The sequence below is a fragment of the Pseudocnuella soli genome (genome assembly GCF_004347775.1).
In the GTDB taxonomy this organism is placed as follows: Bacteria; Bacteroidota; Bacteroidia; order Chitinophagales; family Chitinophagaceae; genus Flavisolibacter; species Flavisolibacter aquaticus.
Map to the genome: position 1 here is coordinate 1450958 of NZ_CP037755.1, position 20528 is coordinate 1471485.

The window sequence follows — 20528 nt, forward strand, 5'->3', positions numbered from 1 at the left end:
TGAAGCTTATGCCACCTTAAAGTATTTCTAAGAAAATAATTACAGTGCTGCCTGTGGTTTCAAAATGGCCGACTTATTCGTCAGGCTTGGATGCGGTTGGTTACGTTAAAAAAAAATCCCTTTGTATATTTAGCCAGCGGGTTTGCTATTTGGAAAAAATCGAGCTCCGAAACTCGAATTCGCATTCAACTTATCAGCAATTAACTATTCCAATTCCAAAGCCAACGTGGTGGACATTTTAAAAAAGCATATCGGCAAGTTTGCACAAGTTTCTGGTGATGAATTTGAAGGAATCAAAAACTTCTTTGGTACTAAAGTTTTGTCTAAAAAAGAAAACTTGTTGGAAGAAGGACAAATTTGCCGACATCATTACTTTGTATTGAGCGGCCTGTTGCGAAAGTTTTACATCAACGAAAAAGGCATTGAACAAACTACCGAATTTGCCATCGAAAACTGGTGGATGACCGACAACATGGCGTTTGAACACAAGCTTGTTTCTGATTTCTATATTCAGGCTGTAGAAAAATCAACAATCCTATACATCACAAAAGACAATCAGGAGCAACTACTAAAAGAATTTCCGGTAATGGAGCGCTATTTCCGTTTTGTTTACCAGCGGGCTTATGCAGCAGCTCAGATGCGCATCAAATATCTTTACTCGCTTTCTAAGGAAGCATTTTATTTGCAATCGGTTAAAAGATACCCTGAGTTTGCGCAACGCATCCCTCAATACTTATTAGCTTCATACTTGGGATTCACACCCGAATATTTAAGCGAAATCCGCAAGAGGCGTATTTCTTAAACCAGTTTAAGTTTTTTCGGTTGATGATTTTTCAGTTTTGCATTGAACAATTTTAAAGAGTAATACAATGCAAAAGCGATTCAACATCAAAGCAGTAACGCCAAATGCCCTGAAGGCAATGATTGGTTTAGAAACTTATCTTTCACAATGTTCTATTTCCAGAACAACCAAAGAATTGATCAAGATCCGCGCTTCACAAATCAATGGATGTGCATATTGTATTAACATCCATACGCAGGACGCAATTAAAAATGGTGAAGCCGCCCAGCGTATTTTTTTACTGACTGCATGGCGCGAAGCTGCGGATATTTTTACAGCAGAAGAAAAGTCGGTGTTGGCGATAACAGAAGAAATAACCCTGATTCATCAAGCTGGCTTATCGGATGATACGTACACAAACGCCTTGCAATTTTTTAGCGAAGCACAAATTTCAGATATCATCATGGCCGTTGTTGCCATCAATCTCTGGAATAGAATAGTACTAAGCACCCACCTGCAGATTGGTGAAAGCCTTGCATAGCACAACTAAATTAAAGATCACAGGTCGACTGACCTGTGATCTTTTTACAAAGAGTATCTTGACTTGCATGTGCGCTTTACACTTTGTCTTTAAGAAGCGTTGTTAAGGAAATGGCTAAGCGCTTTCTAGGAAAATACAGCTTCTGTAAACAATACACCATGTGATTGCTGCAAGCAATATTGTTCAGGAGAGTTGGTTTTGTGCTTTGTATTGTCCTGGAGTTAACTTGGTTACTTTCTTGAAAATTTTAGAAAAGTAAGGCACTGTTTCAAAGCCTGTTTCTGATGCCACTGCAGCCAAAGACATATTTGTAGTGGCAATAAGATACTGTGCCCGCTCAATTCTTTTTTCGTGTATATACACCATCGGCCGTACCCCTGTGTATTGCAGGAATAATCTTGAAAAATGATCTTGATGCTGATTTGCCCTTTTTGCAAGTTTCGAAACGGTTAGGGGTTTATTTAAACTCACCTGTATGTAGCTCATTGCATCCTGTATTTTGGATGGAATGGTGTTATTGGCATGTTGTGTAAAAGTTTCCGAATGGGTAAACCTTGAGATCAGTTGCAAGATGATTCCCTGCGTTTCTATAAAAGTGCCTGTTAGCTGCATCTCATTCAATTCCTGATAGCTTTTGTACAAATCGTTCCGCTCATAAGCTTTTGGGTTGTCGGACCGATTGATGCCCCTGCCCGGGTTGATGTGCAACAAGCGTTTTATGTTAGCAATATCCAAATCGCTGGCCTTTGCTTGCAGCACCTGGCGGTTGTTGTAAAACAAGGATAGGCCTTGCGGCGTGTCTTCAAAAAAATGTACAAAGTACTGGCTGATAAATTTTGGGCAGTTGAGGTTGCATAATGTATAACTGGGAATAAGATAAATGTATCCAGGTTCCAGGTCAATTGATTGGTTTTTGTTTGTAACAGAGCCGTAGCCTTCATCGATATAGTATAACCGGTAATAGGGGCTAAGTACATTGGCATAATTCCACCTGTCCGAAAGCTTTACATAATCCATATGCAGTAGCGAAAAAAAATGCTTGAGTAACCGCCTATTCATGAAAGATATGTGTGTTGAAGAGATTTCGTAAAAGTCGGATTTGTGTAAGATAAAGTCTTTTTCATGTAATCAAATATTTATACCGATTGGTTATTTTCGTTTTAATAAAGCGTGTTGCTTCAACTTCGGTTGCTGCATTTTAGTTGAGCGCATTTTGCTCATAACCTGCTGATTGTAAACGTAAAGACTTGCCGGTGCATGAAAAGATATTGTTTGGCTCTTGATTTGGCTGGAGACCCCGACCTGATTGCGGAATATGAACGGTGCCATCGGCAGGTGTGGCCGGAAATAAAGAAGAGTATAACGGATAGTGGCGTGTTGCAAATGGAAATATACAGAACCGGTAACCGGCTGTTTATGATCATGGAAACCGATGATGCTTTTTCGCTGCAACGCAAAGCCGACCTTGACCTGGCGAATGCCAGGGTACAGGAGTGGGAAGAACTGATGTGGAAATATCAACGGCCATTGCCCTGGGCCAAAAATGGAGAGAAATGGGTTTTGTTGGAGCGCATATTCCAGCTTGATGCGAATGATCTAAACCAAGTTTAGTGGCTCAATGATGTGGGCTAACGCTCAATAGTTGATGCATCAAGGCAGAGATATCCAACGTCATTTTTAATACACTCTTCAAGCAATAAGTCATTGTAAAATGCCCATTCCGCATACAGAACGGGACATCAACCCCAAACTCACCCAGAATACCGGATATTAAAAAGGTAAATTGGAAGGTGCGTAAAAAAACCAATTAGTCCTTTGTATTCACAAGGACTTTCTGTTCAATTAAAAAATCAGTTTATTAAAATATTGGTATGCAACGAAGGACCTTACTTAAGGGCATGGCTGCGGCTTTGCCGTCGATGTGGTTATCGCAGGCTTTGGCAGCAGAACAATGGGTTCCCGGTGCGGTAAATGAACCCATAATGGCCGGGCCGTTCAAGCCCACCTGGCAATCCCTGCAAGCTTATCAAACACCCCAATGGTACCGCGATGCCAAGTTCGGCATCTGGGCCCATTGGGGGCCGCAGTGCCAGCCCGAAGCCGGCGACTGGTATGCCCGGGGCATGTACCTGGAGGGAACTTGGCAATACAAGTATCACGTGGAAAAATACGGCCACCCCTCAAAATTTGGCTTCAAGGATGTGATCAATGAGTGGAAGGCCCAAAGCTGGAAACCCGAGGAGCTGGTAGCCCTGTATAAAAGGGCAGGCGCCCAGTATTTTATGGCACTTGCCAACCACCACGATAACCTGGACCTCTACAACAGCAAATACCAAAAAGGCTGGAACAGTTTAAAAGTGGGGCCAAAAAAAGACCTGGTAGGCGGGTGGGCAAAAGCAGCCAAAGCACAAGGGCTTCCCTTTGGCGTAAGCGTGCATGCGGCCCATGCCTGGAGCTGGTACGAGCCTGCCCAGCGCAGCGATAAATCGGGCCCGCTGGCCGGTGTGCCCTACGATGGAAAACTCACCAAAGCCGATGGAAAAGGCAAGTGGTGGCAGGGCCTCGACCCGCAGGAATTGTATGCCCAAAATCATCCGTTGAGTGAGAACAGTCTCGACGACAATGCCATTCACAAGCAGTGGCACTGGGGTAATGGTGTGGCCATACCCACCAAAGCTTACATCGATAATTTTTACAACCGCACCATCGACCTGATCAACCGCTACAACCCCGAAATTGTTTACTTCGATGATTCGCAACTGCCCTTCTGGCCCATCTCCGATGCCGGTTTGCGCATTGCAGCGCATTTGTACAACAAAAGCATCAAGGACCATGGTAGTCTGCGGGCAGTGATCAATGGAAAGATATTGGATGAGCAGCAGCGTAAGGCCATGGTATGGGACATAGAGCGGGGGCAGAGCAACAACATTGAGCCGCTGCCCTGGCAAACCTGCACCTGCATTGGCGGGTGGCATTACGACCGCGGTATTTATAACCGCAACGGCTACAAGTCGGCAAAGACCGTGGTTCATACCCTGGTAGATGTGGTGAGCAAAAACGGCAACCTGTTGTTGAGCATCCCTGTGCGTGGCGATGGCACCATTGATGAAAAGGAGCGAAAGATTGTGGAAGAGATTGGCAGCTGGATGGCGGTAAACAGCGAGGCCATTTATGGCACAAGGCCGTGGAAGGTGTTTGGTGAAGGTCCTGCGCTGGAAAATGCAGCACCGCTCAATGCACAGGGCTTTAACGAAGGCAAAGGAAAACCAATGGGTGCACAGGATGTACGCTATACGGCAAAGGGCAACACGTTGTATGCAACCCTGATGGGCTGGCCCGAAGGGGGCAGTACGGTGTTGAAAAGCCTGGTGAGCAAAAATGGTTTCAACAGCAGCGGAGTTTCCAAAGTATCGCTGCTTGGTGGAGCAGGTAGCTTGCAGTTCCGTAGCACCGATGAAGGCCTGGCGGTACAACTGCCACAGCAACCGGCGGAAGCCGTTGCTTATACTTTGAAAATTGTGTAGCAGGGTTTGGCTATGGGTGGAGATGTTGGTGATTCTAACAACGATGATTTGATATTAACCAAGCATGCGCTAGCGCAATGGTTACAACTATAAAAGATGAATTGTAAATATTGCTTTTGCAAGTTTTAGTTGGATTAAGATATAGATCATCAACCATTGTAGTTGCCAGGTGCATGCTTTTTGGGAATTGCAATGAAGTAAATAGGTTGTGTTTAATTTTAGCGATATGAGCTTACAAAACAGGAATGGTGCGATGGCAGATCTTGCAATTCCACCGGTCATCTTCGGTACCAGTGGTCTTGGGAATTTATTTGTTGCGCTTGACGAACCCACTAAGTTTTCAATAGTAAAAGCTTGTTTGCATCACTCCTCCGGCACACCGGTTTTTGACACAGCCGGAAAGTATGGTGCCGGGCTTGCTTTGGAGCTTCTGGGGCGTTGTTTGCACCAACTTGGCGTAAAGCAAGAGGATGTGATTATCTGTAATAAATTAGGCTGGTTTCGTACCGAACTGCTCACTGACGAACCAACATTCGAGCCGGGTGCCTGGAAGGACCTCAAGCATGATGCGGTGCAAAAAATTAGTTACGATGGTATTTTGGAATGCTATGAGCAAGGCAACGAATTGCTGCAGCATTACCATCCACAGTTGGTTTCGGTGCACGATCCGGATGAGTACCTTGCAACCGCTGGTAGTGAAGCGGAGGAGGCGCAACTTTATAGCCAGATCCTCGATGCCTATGCCGCCCTGTTTAGCTTAAAGCAAAAAGGAAAAGTGCGGGCAGTAGGTGTAGGTGCAAAAAACTGGAAAGTCATTCAGCGGATTGCGGCTGATGTTGAATTGGATTGGGTGATGATCGCCAACAGCCTTACCATCAAATCGCACCCGCCAGAGTTGTTGGCTTTTGTTCGGCAGTTGGAAGCAAAAGGTGTAGTGGTATTTAATTCCGCAGTATTTCATTCTGGGTTCCTGGTGGGTAGTAACAATTTTGATTACCGCAAAGTGGAACGGGGTACGCCTGAAGCGGACGCTTTGTTTGATTGGCGTGACCGCTTCTTCAGCGTTTGTGCTGAATTTGGTGTAAAGCCTGCGGAAGCCTGTGTGCAATTTGCACGAAGTGTCCCTGGCGTTTCAAGCATCGCTTTGAGTACAACAGATGCAGACCGCGTATCGAAAAATGTGGCTTTAATCCATGCTGCAATCCCAGCTGCCTTTTGGGAGCGATTAAGGAGCGAAGGGCTGATCGACATCAACGTGGTTAGTTAATTAAAGCAGGTTAGTTCAGCTTTTCTTTTAAGGATGCCAGGGTGCATTACACCTGCCACCTGTAAAATAGCTACAACCATCCGTAATTTGAACAAAGCACCCGTTGTAGGCTGGCAGAACTTTGTGGTCTAAACTTAACCACATGGAACATTTGAAAAGGGTAGCGCTTGGCACACAAGGCTTGCAGGTGCCGCAATTGGGTTTGGGCTGTATGGGTATGACCGGTTTTGCGGGGGCCGATATGTACGGCAGGGCGGATGAAAGAGAAGCTATTGCCACCATCCATCGCTCAGCCGAACTGGGTGGAAACTTTTTGGATACGGCAGATCTGTACGGGCCGTTTGAAAACGAAAGCCTGATTGCAAAAGCTGTTGGCGCCCAGCGCCACAAATACATCATCGCCACAAAATTTGGCTGGGAAATAAACGATGCAGGGCAAGTGACCTGGCAAATCAATGGCCGGCCAGATTATGTACGCAAATCGGTGGAGCGGTCGCTTAAAAACCTGGCTACCGATTATATCGATTTATACTACCTGCACCGGCTGGATAAAAGCACGCCCATTGAAGAAACGGTAGGTGCTATGGCGGAATTGGTAAAAGAAGGCAAGGTTCGCTACCTGGGCTTGTCGGAGGTGTCGGCAGAAACAGTGCGGAAGGCCCATGCGGTGCATCCCATCACCGCGCTGCAAACGGAGTATTCCCTGTTTGAACGCACAGTGGAGGCCCGCGGCATCATAAAAGCTGTGGCTGACATGGGCATTGGCTTTGTGGCTTATTCGCCTCTGGGCCGGGGCTTTCTTTCTGGCAACATCCAAAGCATTGACGATTTGCCCAAGGGTGATTTCCGGCGCAATATTCCCCGCTTCCAGCCACAGCATTTTAGTAAAAACCTGCAACTGCTGCAGGCTATTGAAGCGCTGGCAAAAGAAAAAGGTATCACCCCTTCGCAATTGGCGCTGGCTTGGACAATGCACAAAGGTGCGCTACCCATACCCGGTACCAAACGCAGAACATACCTGGAACAAAACATTGCAGCTGCAGCAGTGGTGCTTACCGAAGCGGAGATGAACAGCCTGGAAAGCATCGTGCCACTTGGTGTTGATACCGGCAACCGCTACGACGAATTCAGCATGGGTTTGCTAGACTAATTTTTTTAAACAAAGCCTCTTATTTAGCTGATGATGCTTGTGGTAAATCCTGCCCGAGGCATCAGCAGTAATTGGCGTGTAAGGGGTGTAATTTTATGACATGACCAACATCCAAACCATCACCCAATTTCACCGGCTTACATCGCTGCCGGAGCCGCTGCATCCGTTGGTGAGCAGTGCCCGGTCGGAACAATGCAGGTACCAGGCCGACGGAACCTGGGACCAGTTTATCACCCAGTTTTACTGCATTGCCTTGAAGCATGATGTAAGGGGAAAAATGCGCTACGGTCAGCAAACATATGATTACGACAAAGGCGTGATGAGCTTTACAGCGCCCAGGCAGGTGCAGTCGCTGGATGTTTCCAACATGGAGTGCGGTGCCGGGCTGCTCCTATTTTTTCATCCCGATTTACTGCTAAAATATCCGTTGGCAAAGACCATTGCGCAGTACGGATTTTTTTCCTACGCCGTAAATGAGGCGTTACATCTTTCCGCTGCAGAAGAAGCGGATATGGTTGCCATTATCAACAAGATTGGCCAGGAGTGCAGCTATATTGACCGGCATACACAGGACATCGTTGTATCGCAGATCGACCTGCTGCTGGCTTATGCCAATCGATTTTATGAGCGCCAGTTCATTACCCGTAAAAACAACCAAAGCGATTTGCTAACGCGGTTCGAGGCGGTGGTGGATGCCCATTTTGCGGCTGATAAAGCCGGCGAAAAAGGCTTGCTGACGGTGCAAGAGGTAGCAGCTTCCCTGCATCTTTCTCCTAATTATCTCGGCGATATGCTCCGCACCCTGACCGGGCAAAACGCACAGCAGCACATTCATGAAAAGCTTATTCACCACGCCAAGGAAAAGCTATCTACCACCTCGTTATCCGTTGCCGAAATTGCATATGCATTAGGCTTCGAACATGCACAATCGTTCAGCAAACTATTTAAAAACAAAACGGCGCAAAGCCCGCTGGAGTTTCGGCAATCGTTTAATTAAATCCTCAGTCCAGTAAAGTCAGATGCTATCTTACATTCAATGATTCAGCGGCATTGGCAAATGCAATGTAAACATTCATCATCATGACGGAGTTTTGGGAAGAAGCATTCAAGGACAAGCAGGCAATGTGGGGTTTTGAACCAGCACAATTTGCTGTTCTGGCCAGCGATTTTTTTGTTGCACATAAAGTGCAAAACGTACTGATTCCAGGAATCGGTTATGGCCGAAATGCACAGGCATTTCGGGATAAGGGAATGACGGTAACAGGCATCGAAATTGCGCAAACGGCCATTGATTTAGCGCACCAGCATTTTGGCAGCGGTTTAACCATTCACCACGGATCGGTAACGGATATGCCTTTTGATGATCAGCTGTATGATGGCATATTTTGCTATGGACTCATTTACTTGTTAGATAAAGAAGAACGACGGAAACTGATCAGCGATTGCTTGGATCAACTCACAGAAAATGGCTTTATGATTTTTACAACAATTACAAAAGCCGCACAGACTTATGGATCGGGAACACTGATTGGTGCAGACCGGTTTGAAATGTTTGGCGGAGTAAAAATCTTCTTCTATGACAAAGCTACCATTGAAGATGAGTTTGGCAGCGCAGGCCTTTTTGAAGTAACAGAGGTTATCGAAAACTACCCTTTTTACTTAATCAAGTGTAGCAAGGAGAAAGTCAAATAACAAAAAAGAAGTTCTGAACAAATAGTGTTGGGAAATACCGGGGCTAACTGCAGCTAGCCTGTCATGTTAATATATTTAATTGCTGACGCCAACTTTAGTTAAGGGGGGTATTTCAAACTGTATCGTTAAAGGGTATTGGCGTAACTGTCGGGCGGCGTAATTTATTGCGTACATAATTAGCGTGTGTTCAGTATTCTTTAAGATGCTTATAAGTTCTATCGGATTTTGAAGATTAAAAAATATTGCCAGGCGTTGCCAAAAACTTTGGCGCCGCATATTACATTATTTTTTATTGAGATATACCATCTGCATTTTTCTAAATAAAGCCCAATTGTGGTAAATATTTGCGCTGCATTTTGCAAAAGAATTTAGCTTAAGTTTGCCGTTTTCCCCAACGATGACCCCGCTTCATGGCGAAACTGAATTTTCAAATTTTTATTGCCGGAAAATCAAGCCGTAACAGTTTGCTGGTGCGGTATTTTGAAGAGGCATGTGGGTCATTGCTCGCTCCAAACTCGTTTGAAATCACTGTTATAGATCTGGCACGTAATGCGCAGCTTGCTGAGCAACATAAGATATTGGCCACACCCACCATTTCACGTCTTCGCCCTCTGCCTGAAAAGCGCATTATCGGCAGCCTCACCCAGGAAGGTGCCCAAAAGGCGCTGACATTTTTAACCGAAGATCTAAACCATTCGCAACATGAAAAAAGCTAAGGGCATCGATAAACTTCGGCCTGCTAAAGTGCCGCAGTTGCCAAAAGTGAAAACCGGCATATTGGGCTTTGATGACATTAGCTTTGGCGGCCTCCCTAAAGGCCGTTCCACATTGATTTCGGGCAGCTCCGGCAGTGGTAAAACAATTTTTGCCATCCAGTTTCTTTATGCCGGAATTACGGAGTTTGATGAGCCCGGTGTGTTTGTAACCTTCGAAGAAAACGCAGCAGATCTAAAGCGCAACGTTGAGTCGTTTGGTTGGAACATCGACCAGATGGAACAAGAAAACAAATGCCGCTTTATTGATGCCTCCATTACATTCGAAAATGAAACCAGGGTAGTAGGGGAGTATGATCTTGATGGACTGATGTTCCGCATTTTGGGTGCAGTAAAAGAGGTAAAAGCTAGAAGGATCGTGCTCGATTCTATTGGCTCCCTGTTCCATTACTTTCAGGATCCTGCAGCAATCAGGCGTGAGTTGTTCAAGATACTTTCGTCGTTGAAGAAAAAGAATTTGGTGGTGATCCTTACCAGTGAACGTTTGGAAGAATATGGTGGTGTATCGCGGTTTGGTGTGGAAGAATATATTGCCGACAATGTGCTCATCCTGCGCAATGTGCTGGAAAGTGAACGGCGCCGTCGTACCATTGAAATTTTAAAATACCGCGGTTCGATGCACAGTGCCGGCGAACAGTCGTTCGTCATCAATCCAACTACCGGCATACAAATTATTCCGCTTACCCGGTTGCAGCTTACCCAGCGTTCGTCCGATCAGCGGGTTTCATCGGGCAACAAAGCCCTCGACGAAATGTGTGGCGGCGGGTTTTTCAAAGATTCAATCCTGCTGGTGTCGGGTGCTACAGGAACCGGCAAAACCTTGATGGTCACCGAATTCATCAAGGGCGGTGTTGAAAACAACGAACGGGTGCTGTTTTTGGCATATGAAGAAAGCCGGGAGCAATTGGTGCGCAATGCTGCAGGCTGGGGTGTACATTTCGCAGCAATGGAAAAAAGTGGGCAATTAAGGATCGAGGCGCTTTACCCCGAATCGGCAGGTTTGGAGGAGCATTTGATCAATATTCAAAAATTGATCGAAGAATTTAAGCCGGCCCGCTTTGCGCTGGATAGTCTTTCTGCTATTGAAAGAGGCAGCTCTAAGAAAAACTTCCGCGAGTTTTTGATCGCCCTCACCTCGTTTTTAAAGAAAAAAGAAGTGATGGCCATATTTACATCCACCAGTGCAAATATCGTGGGTGGCACTTCTGTAACCGATAGTCATATTTCCACCATTACCGATACCATTATTCTTTTGCGTTATGCCGAAGTATTTGGTAATGTGCATCGTGTGGTTACTGTATTAAAAATGCGCGGATCAAAACATACGAAAGGCATCTTTGAATTTGATATCGATCACCAGGGCATGAAGATCAGTTCCAAAGAGTTTGACCGCATGAGCGGAATATTAGGCGGCATGCCGCTGCTTACCGGGAAAGACAATGCCGACAATTAATACCCACCTTAACCAACCGCTGTTGCGAGCATGATAATTGAAATGGAGAACGGATCAAAGATGATGCGGGCCACCGACGCCATACTGGAGCACTTACTGGATGCTGTGCTGGTTGTAAACAACAGCGGTAATATCATTTATGCAAACAGGGCTGCACAGGAACTATTTTCCCTCACGTCGGACCAACTGGCCGGCCAGGCTTTTGGTTTTCCCATTATGCCCCACGAGGTGCAGGAAATAGAAGTGCTCAAAGGCCGTGAAGTGCTGACGGTACAAATGCTGGCTTCGCATATTACGTGGGATGGGCAAGTGGCATCGTTGCTTTCTTTACGCGATATTACGGCGCAGAAAATGGTGGAGCAGGAACTGGCGCGGCAGCGATTGCTGCTGGAAAGAACAAACGAAGAAAATGCAAACTATGCTTCCCTGGCTTCTCATGATCTAAAGGAGCCGATTCGAAAAATCCTGATCTTTTCTGATTGCCTGTTGTCGAGCGGCAACATACAGGAAAAGGAACGGGTACAGCTTGAAAAGATTCAATCGTCGGCAAAAAGGATGCATGCCCTTATCGGCGGCATCGCCGAATTATCCAAGATCACTTTTGTGCGCCATGTTTTTGTGCCGGTAGATTTAAAGAAAACGGTGGAGGAAGTGTTAATGGATCTGGAGTTGCAGATAGCGGAGAAAAATGCAACAGTTAAAGTAGCGCACCTGCCAACTATTGATGCCATACCTGGCGAAATGTACCAGTTGTTTTTAAACCTGATTTCAAATGCGCTTAAATATAGCAAGGATGATGTGGCGCCGCACATCAGCATTTCGGAAAAACCTACGGATCATGAATATGTAATGATCGAATGCGCCGATAACGGTATTGGCTTCAACAACGAAATGGCGGCCAAACTATTCCAGCCGTTTCAACGCCTGCATACCACAAAGTACGACGGCGTGGGCATTGGCCTAGCGTTGTGCCAACGGATAGTGGACGTACATCATGGCGACATAACGGCATCGGGTAAGGTTGGTGTTGGTGCAACATTCAATATTCGCCTGCACAGGCAACAGGTGAACAACCGATATATTACTGCGTAAATAGGTATGCCAAAAGCGACTATTTCATGGTAAATAGATGAATAGGGGCTGAGCGGTTTTCCTACACATTGCACCCAGTAATGAAACGTCTAGCAGCAAAAGGACAATCCCTTTTCAGTACAGCGCTAAGCAAACCGGTTCTTTTCAGTCCAGCCACCAAGCGGTCACTAATCGGATGGATATATTTCCAATCGTTGAATGCACCGCTGTACAATTAGGCAATTTATATACGCTAAAAAAACCTTGTTTTAACCTGCATACACAGCCATGCTGTAGCAATCATTACCCAAACCCAAAAGGAAACTGTTGATATAAATTAAACCTATAAACAACATTTTTTACCTGTGTCATTGACACTTTTATCAATGGACTTTTCTTTCTTGAATTGGTCAAACTAAATTTCTATTTGGCTCTTTTGTGTCCACCGCACTGTTTTATCATTTGGCCGTTGCCCATGCCTGCCTGGCCAATTACAACAGTAGCATAGAAATCACTACAACCATCTTTGCACTCCCTTATTTTTTGACTGTACCATATGGTTTCACCCTAAAGAACTTGCGCCGTGGAAAAATGAGCCGGCCATACAAAGCACACCATTTTTGGGTAGACGATGATCTCGATGATTTAGAACTGATCCGAGAGTTTTTGAAAAGACATGCTCCGAATCATGACATGATTGAGTTTGCAGATGGTCAGAAGCTGTTTGATCATGTAAAAGCCCTGGACCGTGCCCATCATCCCTCCTTAATTGTTTTGGACATCAATATGCCTAAACACTCCGCAGGGAAACATTGCTGAAGATGAAGCAGCACCCGTCATTGCAAAATATTCCCGTTGTTGTATTTACTACTTCTGTTCGCGTTGAGGACAAAGTCTTTTTTGACTTGTATAATGTGGCAATGATTGAAAAGCCCCTTTCCATAAATCATCTTCGCGATGCAATCGAAGAAATTGCAGGCATATGCAGTGCTTAGTTGCTTTGACCCTGGCTGCTGATCCCAGCCTGATAAGGGCTCTTTTGCCGGCTTTTTATCCATCGGCACATCCATCTGGGTAGTTTCGTTTTGGTTGCGGCCTGCTGTTTTAAGCAGGCTCTTTCTATTTCATAGGCACAAAAATCATGGCAGCCAACTTTATGGCAGGCCGCCAAACTTTATACTTCTGGTCGACGGTGCATTTGCATGCCAAACAAAACAGCGCAGGCTGCACCAAACTCAGTGCGCTGATTGAACTGATCGTGATTGGAAACGATTTTTTGCTACAGCTTCCTACTGCACCATTTACCCTTTGCCCTTGCTCCGGCACAAAATATGCAAGAGCTAGAATGTGCCCATGTATCGGGCACGAAGTACACTATGAAGAAGTTTAAAAAGCCCATATGAGCCGGCTTTATTTTACCTGTATGTTGGGTTGGGCATTGCATTGCCTGCCTTGCCCGCTGCATGGGCAGACGCCCCTGTTTGGTGATGCTGACACCACCCTAACGCTTCAGGCCGGGCCGCAGTACCAACGGGGCAAATTGCACCAGCGGCTTTGGGGCAGCCATTACCGTAATGAGTGGATCACACCGATTAGGGTAAAGGCTGTGCTGCTGGATACACTCGGCGGCGGCCTGGTGCCATATGGGGCCGGTGGCGGCCGGCAAAGCAAAACACTCCGGTTGCACGACAGTGCCAACCGCGAATATGTTTTGCGCAGCATTGACAAAAGCTTTGGCGGAGCATTGCCCCCTATCTTTCGGAACACATTTGTGGAAAGCCTGATCAATGATCAGGCATCCATCGCACATCCATATGCTGCCATTACCATTCCCCGGCTTGCTGCAGCGGCAAAAATCTACCACACCCAACCTCAAATTGTTTACATACCGGCGCAGCCTCGCCTCGATTCATTCAATGGGGCGTTTGGCAACACACTATACCTTTTTGAACAGCGGCCGGATGAGAACTGGGAAACGGCACCCAATTTTGGCTATGCCCCCAAAATAATCGGCACCGAAAAGCTGCAGGAACATTTACTGGAAAACAGCAGGCACCGGGTAGACCAGCTGGCCTTCGTCCGGGCAAGGCTATTTGATATTTTTATTGGTGACTGGGGCCGCCATGAGGACCAATGGCGCTGGGGCAGGTTTGAGCAGGATGGGCAATACATTTATCAGCCCATTCCCAGGGACCGTGATCAGACCTATACCCGCTTCGATGGCCTGCTGCTGCAAAGCATTATGTCTATTGCAGGGCTTAAACACTTGCAGACCTTTGATTCTGATGTCAAAAACATAGCCACCTTTAATTTCCCGGCACGCCACCTGGATCGTCAGATGGCCAACGAGCCTACCTTAAAGGATTGGATGAACATTGCAGCCGATTTGCGCAATGCTGTGACCGATGCTGTGATTGATGCAGCGGTGAGCCAGCTGCCCGCGGAAGTTTATGCTGTGTCAGGAGCAAAGATTGCTGCCATCTTAAAAGCGCGGCGCAACAAACTGCCGGACCTTGCCAGCGCATATTATTATTTTCTGGCCCGGGAAGTAGATGTGACCGGCACAAAAGGCAAAGATCATTTTGAAGTGGAATGGCAGCAAGGGCAACAAATCAAGGTGCAGGTGTACCACGTCGACAGTGAGGGCACCCAGGCAGCAGTGCCCTATTACTCGCGACTATTCAGCAGCAAGGAAACAAAAGAGATACGCCTGTATGGCATTGATGGGCAGGATGAGTTTGTTGTGAGCGGAACAACAGCGGCCGGTACCAAGGTGCGCATTATCGGTGGGCCGGGGCAGGACCATATCAAAGACAGTTCACTGGGTAACAAGAAAAGGTTGCTGATTTACGATGATGACCAAAATATCATTGAAGCGGGGCCTTCCACTGCTTTGCGCCTGAGTAACGACACGGCCGTGCACCTGTATCAATACAATAGTTTTCATTACAGCCACAGTTCCTTTAAGCCGCTCCTGTTTTATAGCCGCGATGACCGTTTGTACGCTGGCGTTGGATACAAAACCAGGCAATACAAATGGCGCAGGCAGCCCTTTGCGCATGAGCATGGCGTTTATGCCCGCTACTCGCTGGTACAAAGCGCCATTAGCTTTGCTTACGAAGGCACCATCAACCAGTTTTGGAAACAATGGAACCTGCATCTGCAGGCTGGCTACGACCCGGTGCGGTGGATGAACTTTTTTGGGATCGGTAACGAAACAAAAAGGGAATGGGGCAACCGCAGTTATCACCGGGTACGCACCAGCGAAGCAGCAGGGGGCATCGGGGTTAGCCGCAACTTTGGAAAATACTTTTTGGTAGATGCTGGCTTGCTTTTTCAGACAGTGAGCATATTAAATGATGAAGAACGGTTTGCCACACAGTACTTCAAGGATGACCCAGACTTTTTGCAACGCAAATATTATGTGGGCGGAAAATTAGGCTTTGCATGGGGATGGATTAACGATGGTGTGGTGCCCACAAAAGGTGCTGTGTTGAAGGGCAATATTTCCCATACGCTGAATGCAGCCCGTGCTAATGGTGCTGTTACCCATTACAACAGTAGTCTTCAGGTGTATGTTCCGCTGCATCAGCGTATGGTGCTGGCTTCCCGTTGGGGTGCAGCTTCGCTTAGCGGAAACCCGGAATTATACCAGCTCAATTCCATTGGCGGCAGCCAAATGCTCCGCGGCTTTATCCGCAACCGGTTTTGGGGGCAAACAGCTGTTTACTCCAGCAACGAGCTGCAGTGGATATTTGATCTGAAAAGCTACCTGTTCAATGGCAAAGCCGGTCTGATAGGCCTGTACGATATAGGGCGGGTATGGCAGCCAGGGGAGCAGTCGGAGAAATGGCACCCGGGATATGGTGGTGGCTTTTTTGTTGCACCTTTTAACGTGGGCATGGTCTCATTTACATATGGCTTGTCGGAGGATGGCGGAAGGTTGCATTTTCGATTGAGCAAACCAATATGAGTTATATAGAGGCTCATGTGGTCTTACGGCTACTTTGGAAACGATGAATAAATATTCACTGGCCTAACTTTATACCGTTAAAAATGCAAGTGGTCTTTTACTTGTGTTTCAATTGTATCCGTTTTCTTTTAGATAGATGAACATACCGTTCACGGTCGTATTTTTTTGTCTACAGCTATTGGTTAGCATTCATACTCTAGCCAGGGAATTGATATTTAAATTATGATGTTAGCGGCCATTGGAGTAGGTATTATGTCCACAGGTAACGATGCATCTTAGCCCCCAACTGTTGACAAAGGACTGGCACCGGCTGAGTTTTAATGGATGTTTGTATACTGGAGTATTGTGAAAATGGACAGTGGTGGCATATTTTTCTTTTTTCAGAAACGTAATTGTGAGAGGCATCTGTCTATCGATAAAGAAAGCTTTGGAAGCTGAAATGGCTTATGCGCAGGACAAAAGTGCAGAACTCAATGTTGAAACAGGTAGGGGCAGAGGCGCAAACTAATATGGTTTTCCATTGGTGTGAATTATAGGCGTTGCAGTATTCATCTTGTTGTTCATCGCATTGACATGAGGCGGCCGAAGAGCAGGCGGGCCAACGGCAGTATAAATATGCTCACCCATTTATCAAAAATGCTTTAAGCTTAAGCCTTTTTTGGGAGGCGGTTTTTCTTTTGAAAATAGAATCATATCGCATTATCCTTTTAGAGCCATTCTCAACATAACAACTGGCAAAACACAAATTAGTTTTACCTTAAATGTTTCGAAGCCTCTAGTCAGTTGTTCCTAAATGCCCGATTGCCCAACATATGAACCAGCCACTGCTTTATCTATTCGTTTTCCTGTCCTTATTGTGCCATTGCCGTGCCGAGGCCCAGAAGCTGGTGGCTGATACAGTGCATCTACCCGGCGCCAACCTCTTTCTGAAAAAGTATAATACAATTTTTGGTGCTAACCTAGGTGTTTACCGGGGCCATCAATACCAGGACTACGACTTTCAATTTTCAGTGGGCCATCCTTATTTTCAGTCGGATAAATGGATAAAGGGGCAGGTTACTTATGACGGCAGCACATATGCGGAAGTGCCGATGTTATACAACCTCGCAACTGATAACCTGGTGGTATATAACGACTCGACCCTACAAAAAATTCAACTGGTAAAGGAACAGGTAGACTCATTTTCCATCGAAGGGCATCGGTTTGTTCATATCTGTGCCGATAAATTGCAGGCAGTGGGACTGCGTTGCGGATTTTATGACGTTGTGGCGCTGGGCAAAATTTCGCTGCTGGTAAAAAGAGTTCGGTCCCTGCAACAGCTCATTGCTGATAACAAAGTTCAGGTGCACGTTTCCGCGAAGGACCAATTCTACCTGGGTAAAGATGGGGCATACACAATCGTTAACAGCAAAGCTTCACTCCTTAACCTGCTATCCGATCATAAAAAGGAAGTGCAGCGGTTTCTTAAAAGTAAAAAACTGCGCTATCGTGCTCATCCCGAAGCAACACTTTTACAAGCGGTCACATTTTATAACCAGTTAAACGGATAGATATGAAGTACTGCTGTTGGCTGTTGATACTACTGGGATGTTCCTTCATTGGCCGGACGCAGCAGACAAATGAGGTAGTCATCACTGCTAACTTCATTGACGCAGATATCGAGTCTTTTGTAGCAGCGTTAGAAGAGCAATCTAAATTAAGAGTGTATTACGATCCGGCTCTTTTCGACTCCTTCCACGTTACCATGCAAGTAAAAGAAATGCCGATAAAGGAAGTGTTGAGCCGGGCATTTGCCGGCACTGATTTTTACGCAAGTTTTGACCAGCGCCGAACGGTGTTCCTTACCAAGGGCGCCCCAATTGTTACAGTACTGCCTAAACGAAATCGGGTGGATAGCGTCATTTCAAGCACGGAAGCTTTATTAGAGGCTAAGCGTGCTGGCGATGAAAAGGAGTTGTTTGCAAATGAAAAAATTCACCGGATTGGAGCAAAAAGCCCACTTGGTACCAGCAACAACGCTACCCTTCATTTAACAATCGTAGATGCGCAATCCGCAGCGGCAAATTTGAGCAGTATCGTTGTCTTGGACGGCAAGGTTGTAGCACCACCTGGCGCAGATCGGCAGGTCTACCGGTTGCAACTTTCAACAGGGCGGCATGAACTGTCGGTGAATGCTTTCGGTAAACAGCAGGCTACAAGGCGCCTTTTGGTTGAAGGCGACGGCAGTATGATTGTTGCACTGGAAGATGAGGTCAAGACGTTACAGGATGTAACAGTAACAACACAACAAAACACCAGCATCAACAACACTTCGTTGGGTGTGGAACGCCTCACCATTAAGGCCATTAAGCGTGTGCCTGTAGTTTTTGGGGAGGCTGATGTTTTAAAAGTGATTTTAACGCTGCCTGGGGTGAAGTCTACCGGCGAGGCGGGTACTGGCTTCAATGTGAGGGGTGGCGGTACAGATCAAAACCTGATTCTATTTAACAATGCAAGCATTTACAACCCAGCTCATTTCTTTGGTTTTTTTTCTGCCTTCAATCCTGAAATGGTCAAAGATGTTGCGTTGTTCAAAAGCAGCATTCCTGCTAAATACGGTGGCCGGTTATCTTCTGTGTTGAATATTACGGCCAGGGAAGGAAATACCACCAAATACACCGGCTCTGCAGGTATTGGATTGGTTACAAGCCGCCTGAATGTAGAAGGCCCGATCATCCGGGACAAGGCGTCTTTTAATTTCGGCGCCCGAACTACCTATGCCAATTGGCTGCTTAAGTTACTACCGGAAAACTACCGCAACAGCGCTGCCTCGTTTTACGATCTTAACCTGATCACCAGCTTTAAAATGGGCCCGCGTAGCGACCTGCAGTTGAATGGCTATGCCAGTGGCGACCAGTTCCGGCTAAACAGCGACACGCTGTTTGGCTATCAGAATCGCTCCGTTTCCGCCAAGTTCAGCCATTCATTTACGCAAAAACTGGCAGCAACATTTTTAGCCGGACTGGATGATTACGGATATCAAAATACAAGTGAGTCCAATGGAGTTAACGCTTACCGAATGTCGTTCGGTATTCGTCAGTACAACCTGAAAAGTGAATTTGTGTACACCCTGAACGAAAGGCATGCTTTTGAATTTGGCGCAGGCACCATTTACTATAGCCTCCGGCCGGGTTCTTTTATGCCAGTTGGCAAAGCTTCTATGGTAACGCCGGTGATCATTGATGCCGAACAAGCGCTGGAAAGTGCCGCTTATATCAGCCACAAGTTCGATGTTAGTAAAAAGCTTTCCTTCAGCAGCGGACTGCGCTACATGTTGTATCATTACCTGGGGCCACGTCATACCAACATTTATGCGCCCAACCAGCCTAAAAATGAAAGTACTTTTATCGGTGTAATGCAAAAAGGGGCCGGCGAGGTGTTACAAACATACCAGGGGCCCGATTGGCGCTTTTCGGCAAAGTACTCACTCACGCCAAATACTTCGCTCAAGGCAGGATACAATACCCTCCGCCAGTTTATTCATATGTTGTCGAATACTACCGCTATTTCGCCAACTGATATCTGGAAACTTTCCGATAACAATATCAGGCCTCAGTTTGGAACGCAGGTGTCGTTAGGCTTGTTCAAAAACTTCGGTAAGGATTCAATTGAAACTTCGCTTGAAGTGTATTACAAACGCATGGAACATATCCTGGATTACCGGAGCGGCGCACAACTGGTGCTAAACCGGGAGATTGAACGCGATGTAATCAACGCAAAAGGGAAAGCCTACGGCGTGGAATTGATGGTAAAAAAGAAGAGTGGGAAATTGAACGGCTGGTTTGGTTATTCCTATTCCAGAACACTACTTAAAATGGATGATTTGCAGGTAGGTCCTTTGGTGAACATGGGGGAGTACTACCCTGCAAATTATGATAAGCCCCATGATGGTACGCTGGCGGGAAACTATGCACTGAACCAGCGCTTCAGTGTTTCCCTGAATATTACATACAGCACCGGCCGCCCCATTACACTGCCCATTGGCAGCTTCTTTTACAGCGGTTCGGAGCGGGCATTGTACTCGGACCGAAATGCATACCGGATCCCTGATTATTTCCGGTCCGACTTTTCGATGAATATCGAAGGCAACCACAAAGTGCATCAGCTAACGCATAACTCTTTTACGATCGGTATTTACAACATTACTGGCCGTAAGAATCCTTATTCTGTTTACTACACTTCTGAGAATGGCGTGATCAGCGGGTATAAGCTTTCCATTTTCGGCAGCATGATTCCATTTATCAACTACAATATCCGGTTCTGA

The 20528-nt window shown here is 46.3% G+C and carries 18 protein-coding genes; 17 read left to right on the forward strand and 1 reads right to left on the reverse strand.

All coding sequences use genetic code 11. The features are described from left to right. The first annotated feature begins 226 nt into the window (after nucleotides 1-226). A complete protein-coding gene (locus tag EPD17_RS06200; protein ID WP_132052668.1) occupies nucleotides 227-802 on the forward strand; it encodes a Crp/Fnr family transcriptional regulator in 576 nt (191 codons plus the stop codon). Nucleotides 803-869: 67 nt separating this feature from the next. Beyond that, nucleotides 870-1322 (forward strand): carboxymuconolactone decarboxylase family protein, encoded by a 453-nt coding sequence (locus tag EPD17_RS06205; protein ID WP_132052670.1) that lies wholly within the window; start codon nucleotides 870-872, stop codon nucleotides 1320-1322. A 183-nt stretch (nucleotides 1323-1505) separates the two neighbouring features. Here the strand turns inward: EPD17_RS06205 and EPD17_RS06210 are convergent, their stop codons facing one another. Continuing rightward, nucleotides 1506-2381 carry a helix-turn-helix domain-containing protein gene (locus tag EPD17_RS06210; protein WP_132052672.1) on the reverse strand — a complete coding sequence of 292 codons (876 nt, stop codon included), beginning with the start codon at nucleotides 2379-2381 and terminating at the stop codon, nucleotides 1506-1508. A gap of 198 nt (nucleotides 2382-2579) precedes the next feature. On the opposite strand from EPD17_RS06210, the gene EPD17_RS06215 reads away from it, so the two are divergent. The 15 genes from EPD17_RS06215 (at nucleotide 2580) to EPD17_RS06280 (ending at nucleotide 20528) form a co-directional block, all read left to right on the forward strand. Further along, nucleotides 2580-2933, forward strand: coding sequence for an L-rhamnose mutarotase (locus tag EPD17_RS06215; RefSeq protein WP_132052674.1), 354 nt, complete (start codon nucleotides 2580-2582; stop codon nucleotides 2931-2933). Nucleotides 2934-3193: 260 nt separating this feature from the next. Then, a complete protein-coding gene (locus EPD17_RS06220; RefSeq protein ID WP_132052676.1) occupies nucleotides 3194-4846 on the forward strand; it encodes an alpha-L-fucosidase in 1653 nt (550 codons plus the stop codon). Nucleotides 4847-5072: 226 nt separating this feature from the next. Next, nucleotides 5073-6113 (forward strand): aldo/keto reductase, encoded by a 1041-nt coding sequence (locus tag EPD17_RS06225; RefSeq protein ID WP_240040759.1) that lies wholly within the window; start codon nucleotides 5073-5075, stop codon nucleotides 6111-6113. A gap of 142 nt (nucleotides 6114-6255) precedes the next feature. Further along, nucleotides 6256-7263: an aldo/keto reductase gene (locus EPD17_RS06230; protein ID WP_132052678.1), complete on the forward strand. Its 1008-nt coding sequence runs from the start codon at nucleotides 6256-6258 to the stop codon at nucleotides 7261-7263. A gap of 100 nt (nucleotides 7264-7363) precedes the next feature. Beyond that, a complete protein-coding gene (locus tag EPD17_RS06235; RefSeq protein ID WP_132052680.1) occupies nucleotides 7364-8260 on the forward strand; it encodes a helix-turn-helix domain-containing protein in 897 nt (298 codons plus the stop codon). 83 nt (nucleotides 8261-8343) lie between these two features. Beyond that, nucleotides 8344-8955 (forward strand): class I SAM-dependent methyltransferase, encoded by a 612-nt coding sequence (locus EPD17_RS06240; protein WP_132052682.1) that lies wholly within the window; start codon nucleotides 8344-8346, stop codon nucleotides 8953-8955. 410 nt (nucleotides 8956-9365) lie between these two features. Continuing rightward, nucleotides 9366-9671, forward strand: coding sequence for a circadian clock KaiB family protein (locus tag EPD17_RS06245; protein WP_132052684.1), 306 nt, complete (start codon nucleotides 9366-9368; stop codon nucleotides 9669-9671). Then, nucleotides 9658-11181 carry a circadian clock protein KaiC gene (kaiC, locus tag EPD17_RS06250; RefSeq protein ID WP_132052686.1) on the forward strand — a complete coding sequence of 508 codons (1524 nt, stop codon included), beginning with the start codon at nucleotides 9658-9660 and terminating at the stop codon, nucleotides 11179-11181. The genes EPD17_RS06245 and kaiC overlap by 14 nt, the downstream gene beginning before the upstream one ends. Nucleotides 11182-11211: 30 nt before the next feature. Further along, nucleotides 11212-12273 carry an ATP-binding protein gene (locus EPD17_RS06255; RefSeq protein WP_132052688.1) on the forward strand — a complete coding sequence of 354 codons (1062 nt, stop codon included), beginning with the start codon at nucleotides 11212-11214 and terminating at the stop codon, nucleotides 12271-12273. Nucleotides 12274-12690: 417 nt separating this feature from the next. Next, nucleotides 12691-13071, forward strand: coding sequence for a response regulator (locus EPD17_RS06260; RefSeq protein ID WP_132052690.1), 381 nt, complete (start codon nucleotides 12691-12693; stop codon nucleotides 13069-13071). Between the two features lie 2 nt (nucleotides 13072-13073). Continuing rightward, nucleotides 13074-13247 (forward strand): response regulator, encoded by a 174-nt coding sequence (locus EPD17_RS19895; RefSeq protein ID WP_165929543.1) that lies wholly within the window; start codon nucleotides 13074-13076, stop codon nucleotides 13245-13247. 146 nt (nucleotides 13248-13393) lie between these two features. Further along, complete coding sequence (locus EPD17_RS06265) at nucleotides 13394-13642, forward strand: hypothetical protein (RefSeq protein WP_132052692.1); 249 nt, start codon at nucleotides 13394-13396, stop codon at nucleotides 13640-13642. 9 nt (nucleotides 13643-13651) lie between these two features. Then, on the forward strand, nucleotides 13652-16225 hold the full coding sequence (locus EPD17_RS06270) for a BamA/TamA family outer membrane protein (RefSeq protein ID WP_132052694.1): 2574 nt from the start codon (nucleotides 13652-13654) through the stop codon (nucleotides 16223-16225). An 812-nt stretch (nucleotides 16226-17037) separates the two neighbouring features. After that, entirely contained in the window at nucleotides 17038-17775 is a 738-nt protein-coding gene (locus EPD17_RS06275; protein ID WP_132052696.1) for a hypothetical protein, read from the forward strand. A 2-nt stretch (nucleotides 17776-17777) separates the two neighbouring features. Then, the gene (locus EPD17_RS06280) at nucleotides 17778-20528 is read left to right on the forward strand and encodes a TonB-dependent receptor plug domain-containing protein (protein ID WP_132052698.1); all 2751 of its coding nucleotides are present in this window, start codon (nucleotides 17778-17780) and stop codon (nucleotides 20526-20528) included.

What these genes read in the sequence shown, in the direction of transcription:
- EPD17_RS06205 (WP_132052670.1), top strand. Translation starts at nt 870, where the DNA reads ATGCAAAAGCGATTCAACATCAAAGCAGTAACGCCAAATGCCCTGAAG.
- EPD17_RS06210 (WP_132052672.1), bottom strand. Translation starts at nt 2,381, where the DNA reads ATGAATAGGCGGTTACTCAAGCATTTTTTTTCGCTACTGCATATGGAT.
- EPD17_RS06215 (WP_132052674.1), top strand. Translation starts at nt 2,580, where the DNA reads ATGAAAAGATATTGTTTGGCTCTTGATTTGGCTGGAGACCCCGACCTG.
- EPD17_RS06220 (WP_132052676.1), top strand. Translation starts at nt 3,194, where the DNA reads ATGCAACGAAGGACCTTACTTAAGGGCATGGCTGCGGCTTTGCCGTCG.
- EPD17_RS06225 (WP_240040759.1), top strand. Translation starts at nt 5,073, where the DNA reads ATGAGCTTACAAAACAGGAATGGTGCGATGGCAGATCTTGCAATTCCA.
- EPD17_RS06230 (WP_132052678.1), top strand. Translation starts at nt 6,256, where the DNA reads ATGGAACATTTGAAAAGGGTAGCGCTTGGCACACAAGGCTTGCAGGTG.
- EPD17_RS06235 (WP_132052680.1), top strand. Translation starts at nt 7,364, where the DNA reads ATGACCAACATCCAAACCATCACCCAATTTCACCGGCTTACATCGCTG.
- EPD17_RS06240 (WP_132052682.1), top strand. Translation starts at nt 8,344, where the DNA reads ATGACGGAGTTTTGGGAAGAAGCATTCAAGGACAAGCAGGCAATGTGG.
- EPD17_RS06245 (WP_132052684.1), top strand. Translation starts at nt 9,366, where the DNA reads ATGGCGAAACTGAATTTTCAAATTTTTATTGCCGGAAAATCAAGCCGT.
- kaiC (WP_132052686.1), top strand. Translation starts at nt 9,658, where the DNA reads ATGAAAAAAGCTAAGGGCATCGATAAACTTCGGCCTGCTAAAGTGCCG.
- EPD17_RS06255 (WP_132052688.1), top strand. Translation starts at nt 11,212, where the DNA reads ATGATAATTGAAATGGAGAACGGATCAAAGATGATGCGGGCCACCGAC.
- EPD17_RS19895 (WP_165929543.1), top strand. Translation starts at nt 13,074, where the DNA reads ATGAAGCAGCACCCGTCATTGCAAAATATTCCCGTTGTTGTATTTACT.
- EPD17_RS06265 (WP_132052692.1), top strand. Translation starts at nt 13,394, where the DNA reads ATGGCAGCCAACTTTATGGCAGGCCGCCAAACTTTATACTTCTGGTCG.
- EPD17_RS06270 (WP_132052694.1), top strand. Translation starts at nt 13,652, where the DNA reads ATGAGCCGGCTTTATTTTACCTGTATGTTGGGTTGGGCATTGCATTGC.
- EPD17_RS06275 (WP_132052696.1), top strand. Translation starts at nt 17,038, where the DNA reads ATGAACCAGCCACTGCTTTATCTATTCGTTTTCCTGTCCTTATTGTGC.
- EPD17_RS06280 (WP_132052698.1), top strand. Translation starts at nt 17,778, where the DNA reads ATGAAGTACTGCTGTTGGCTGTTGATACTACTGGGATGTTCCTTCATT.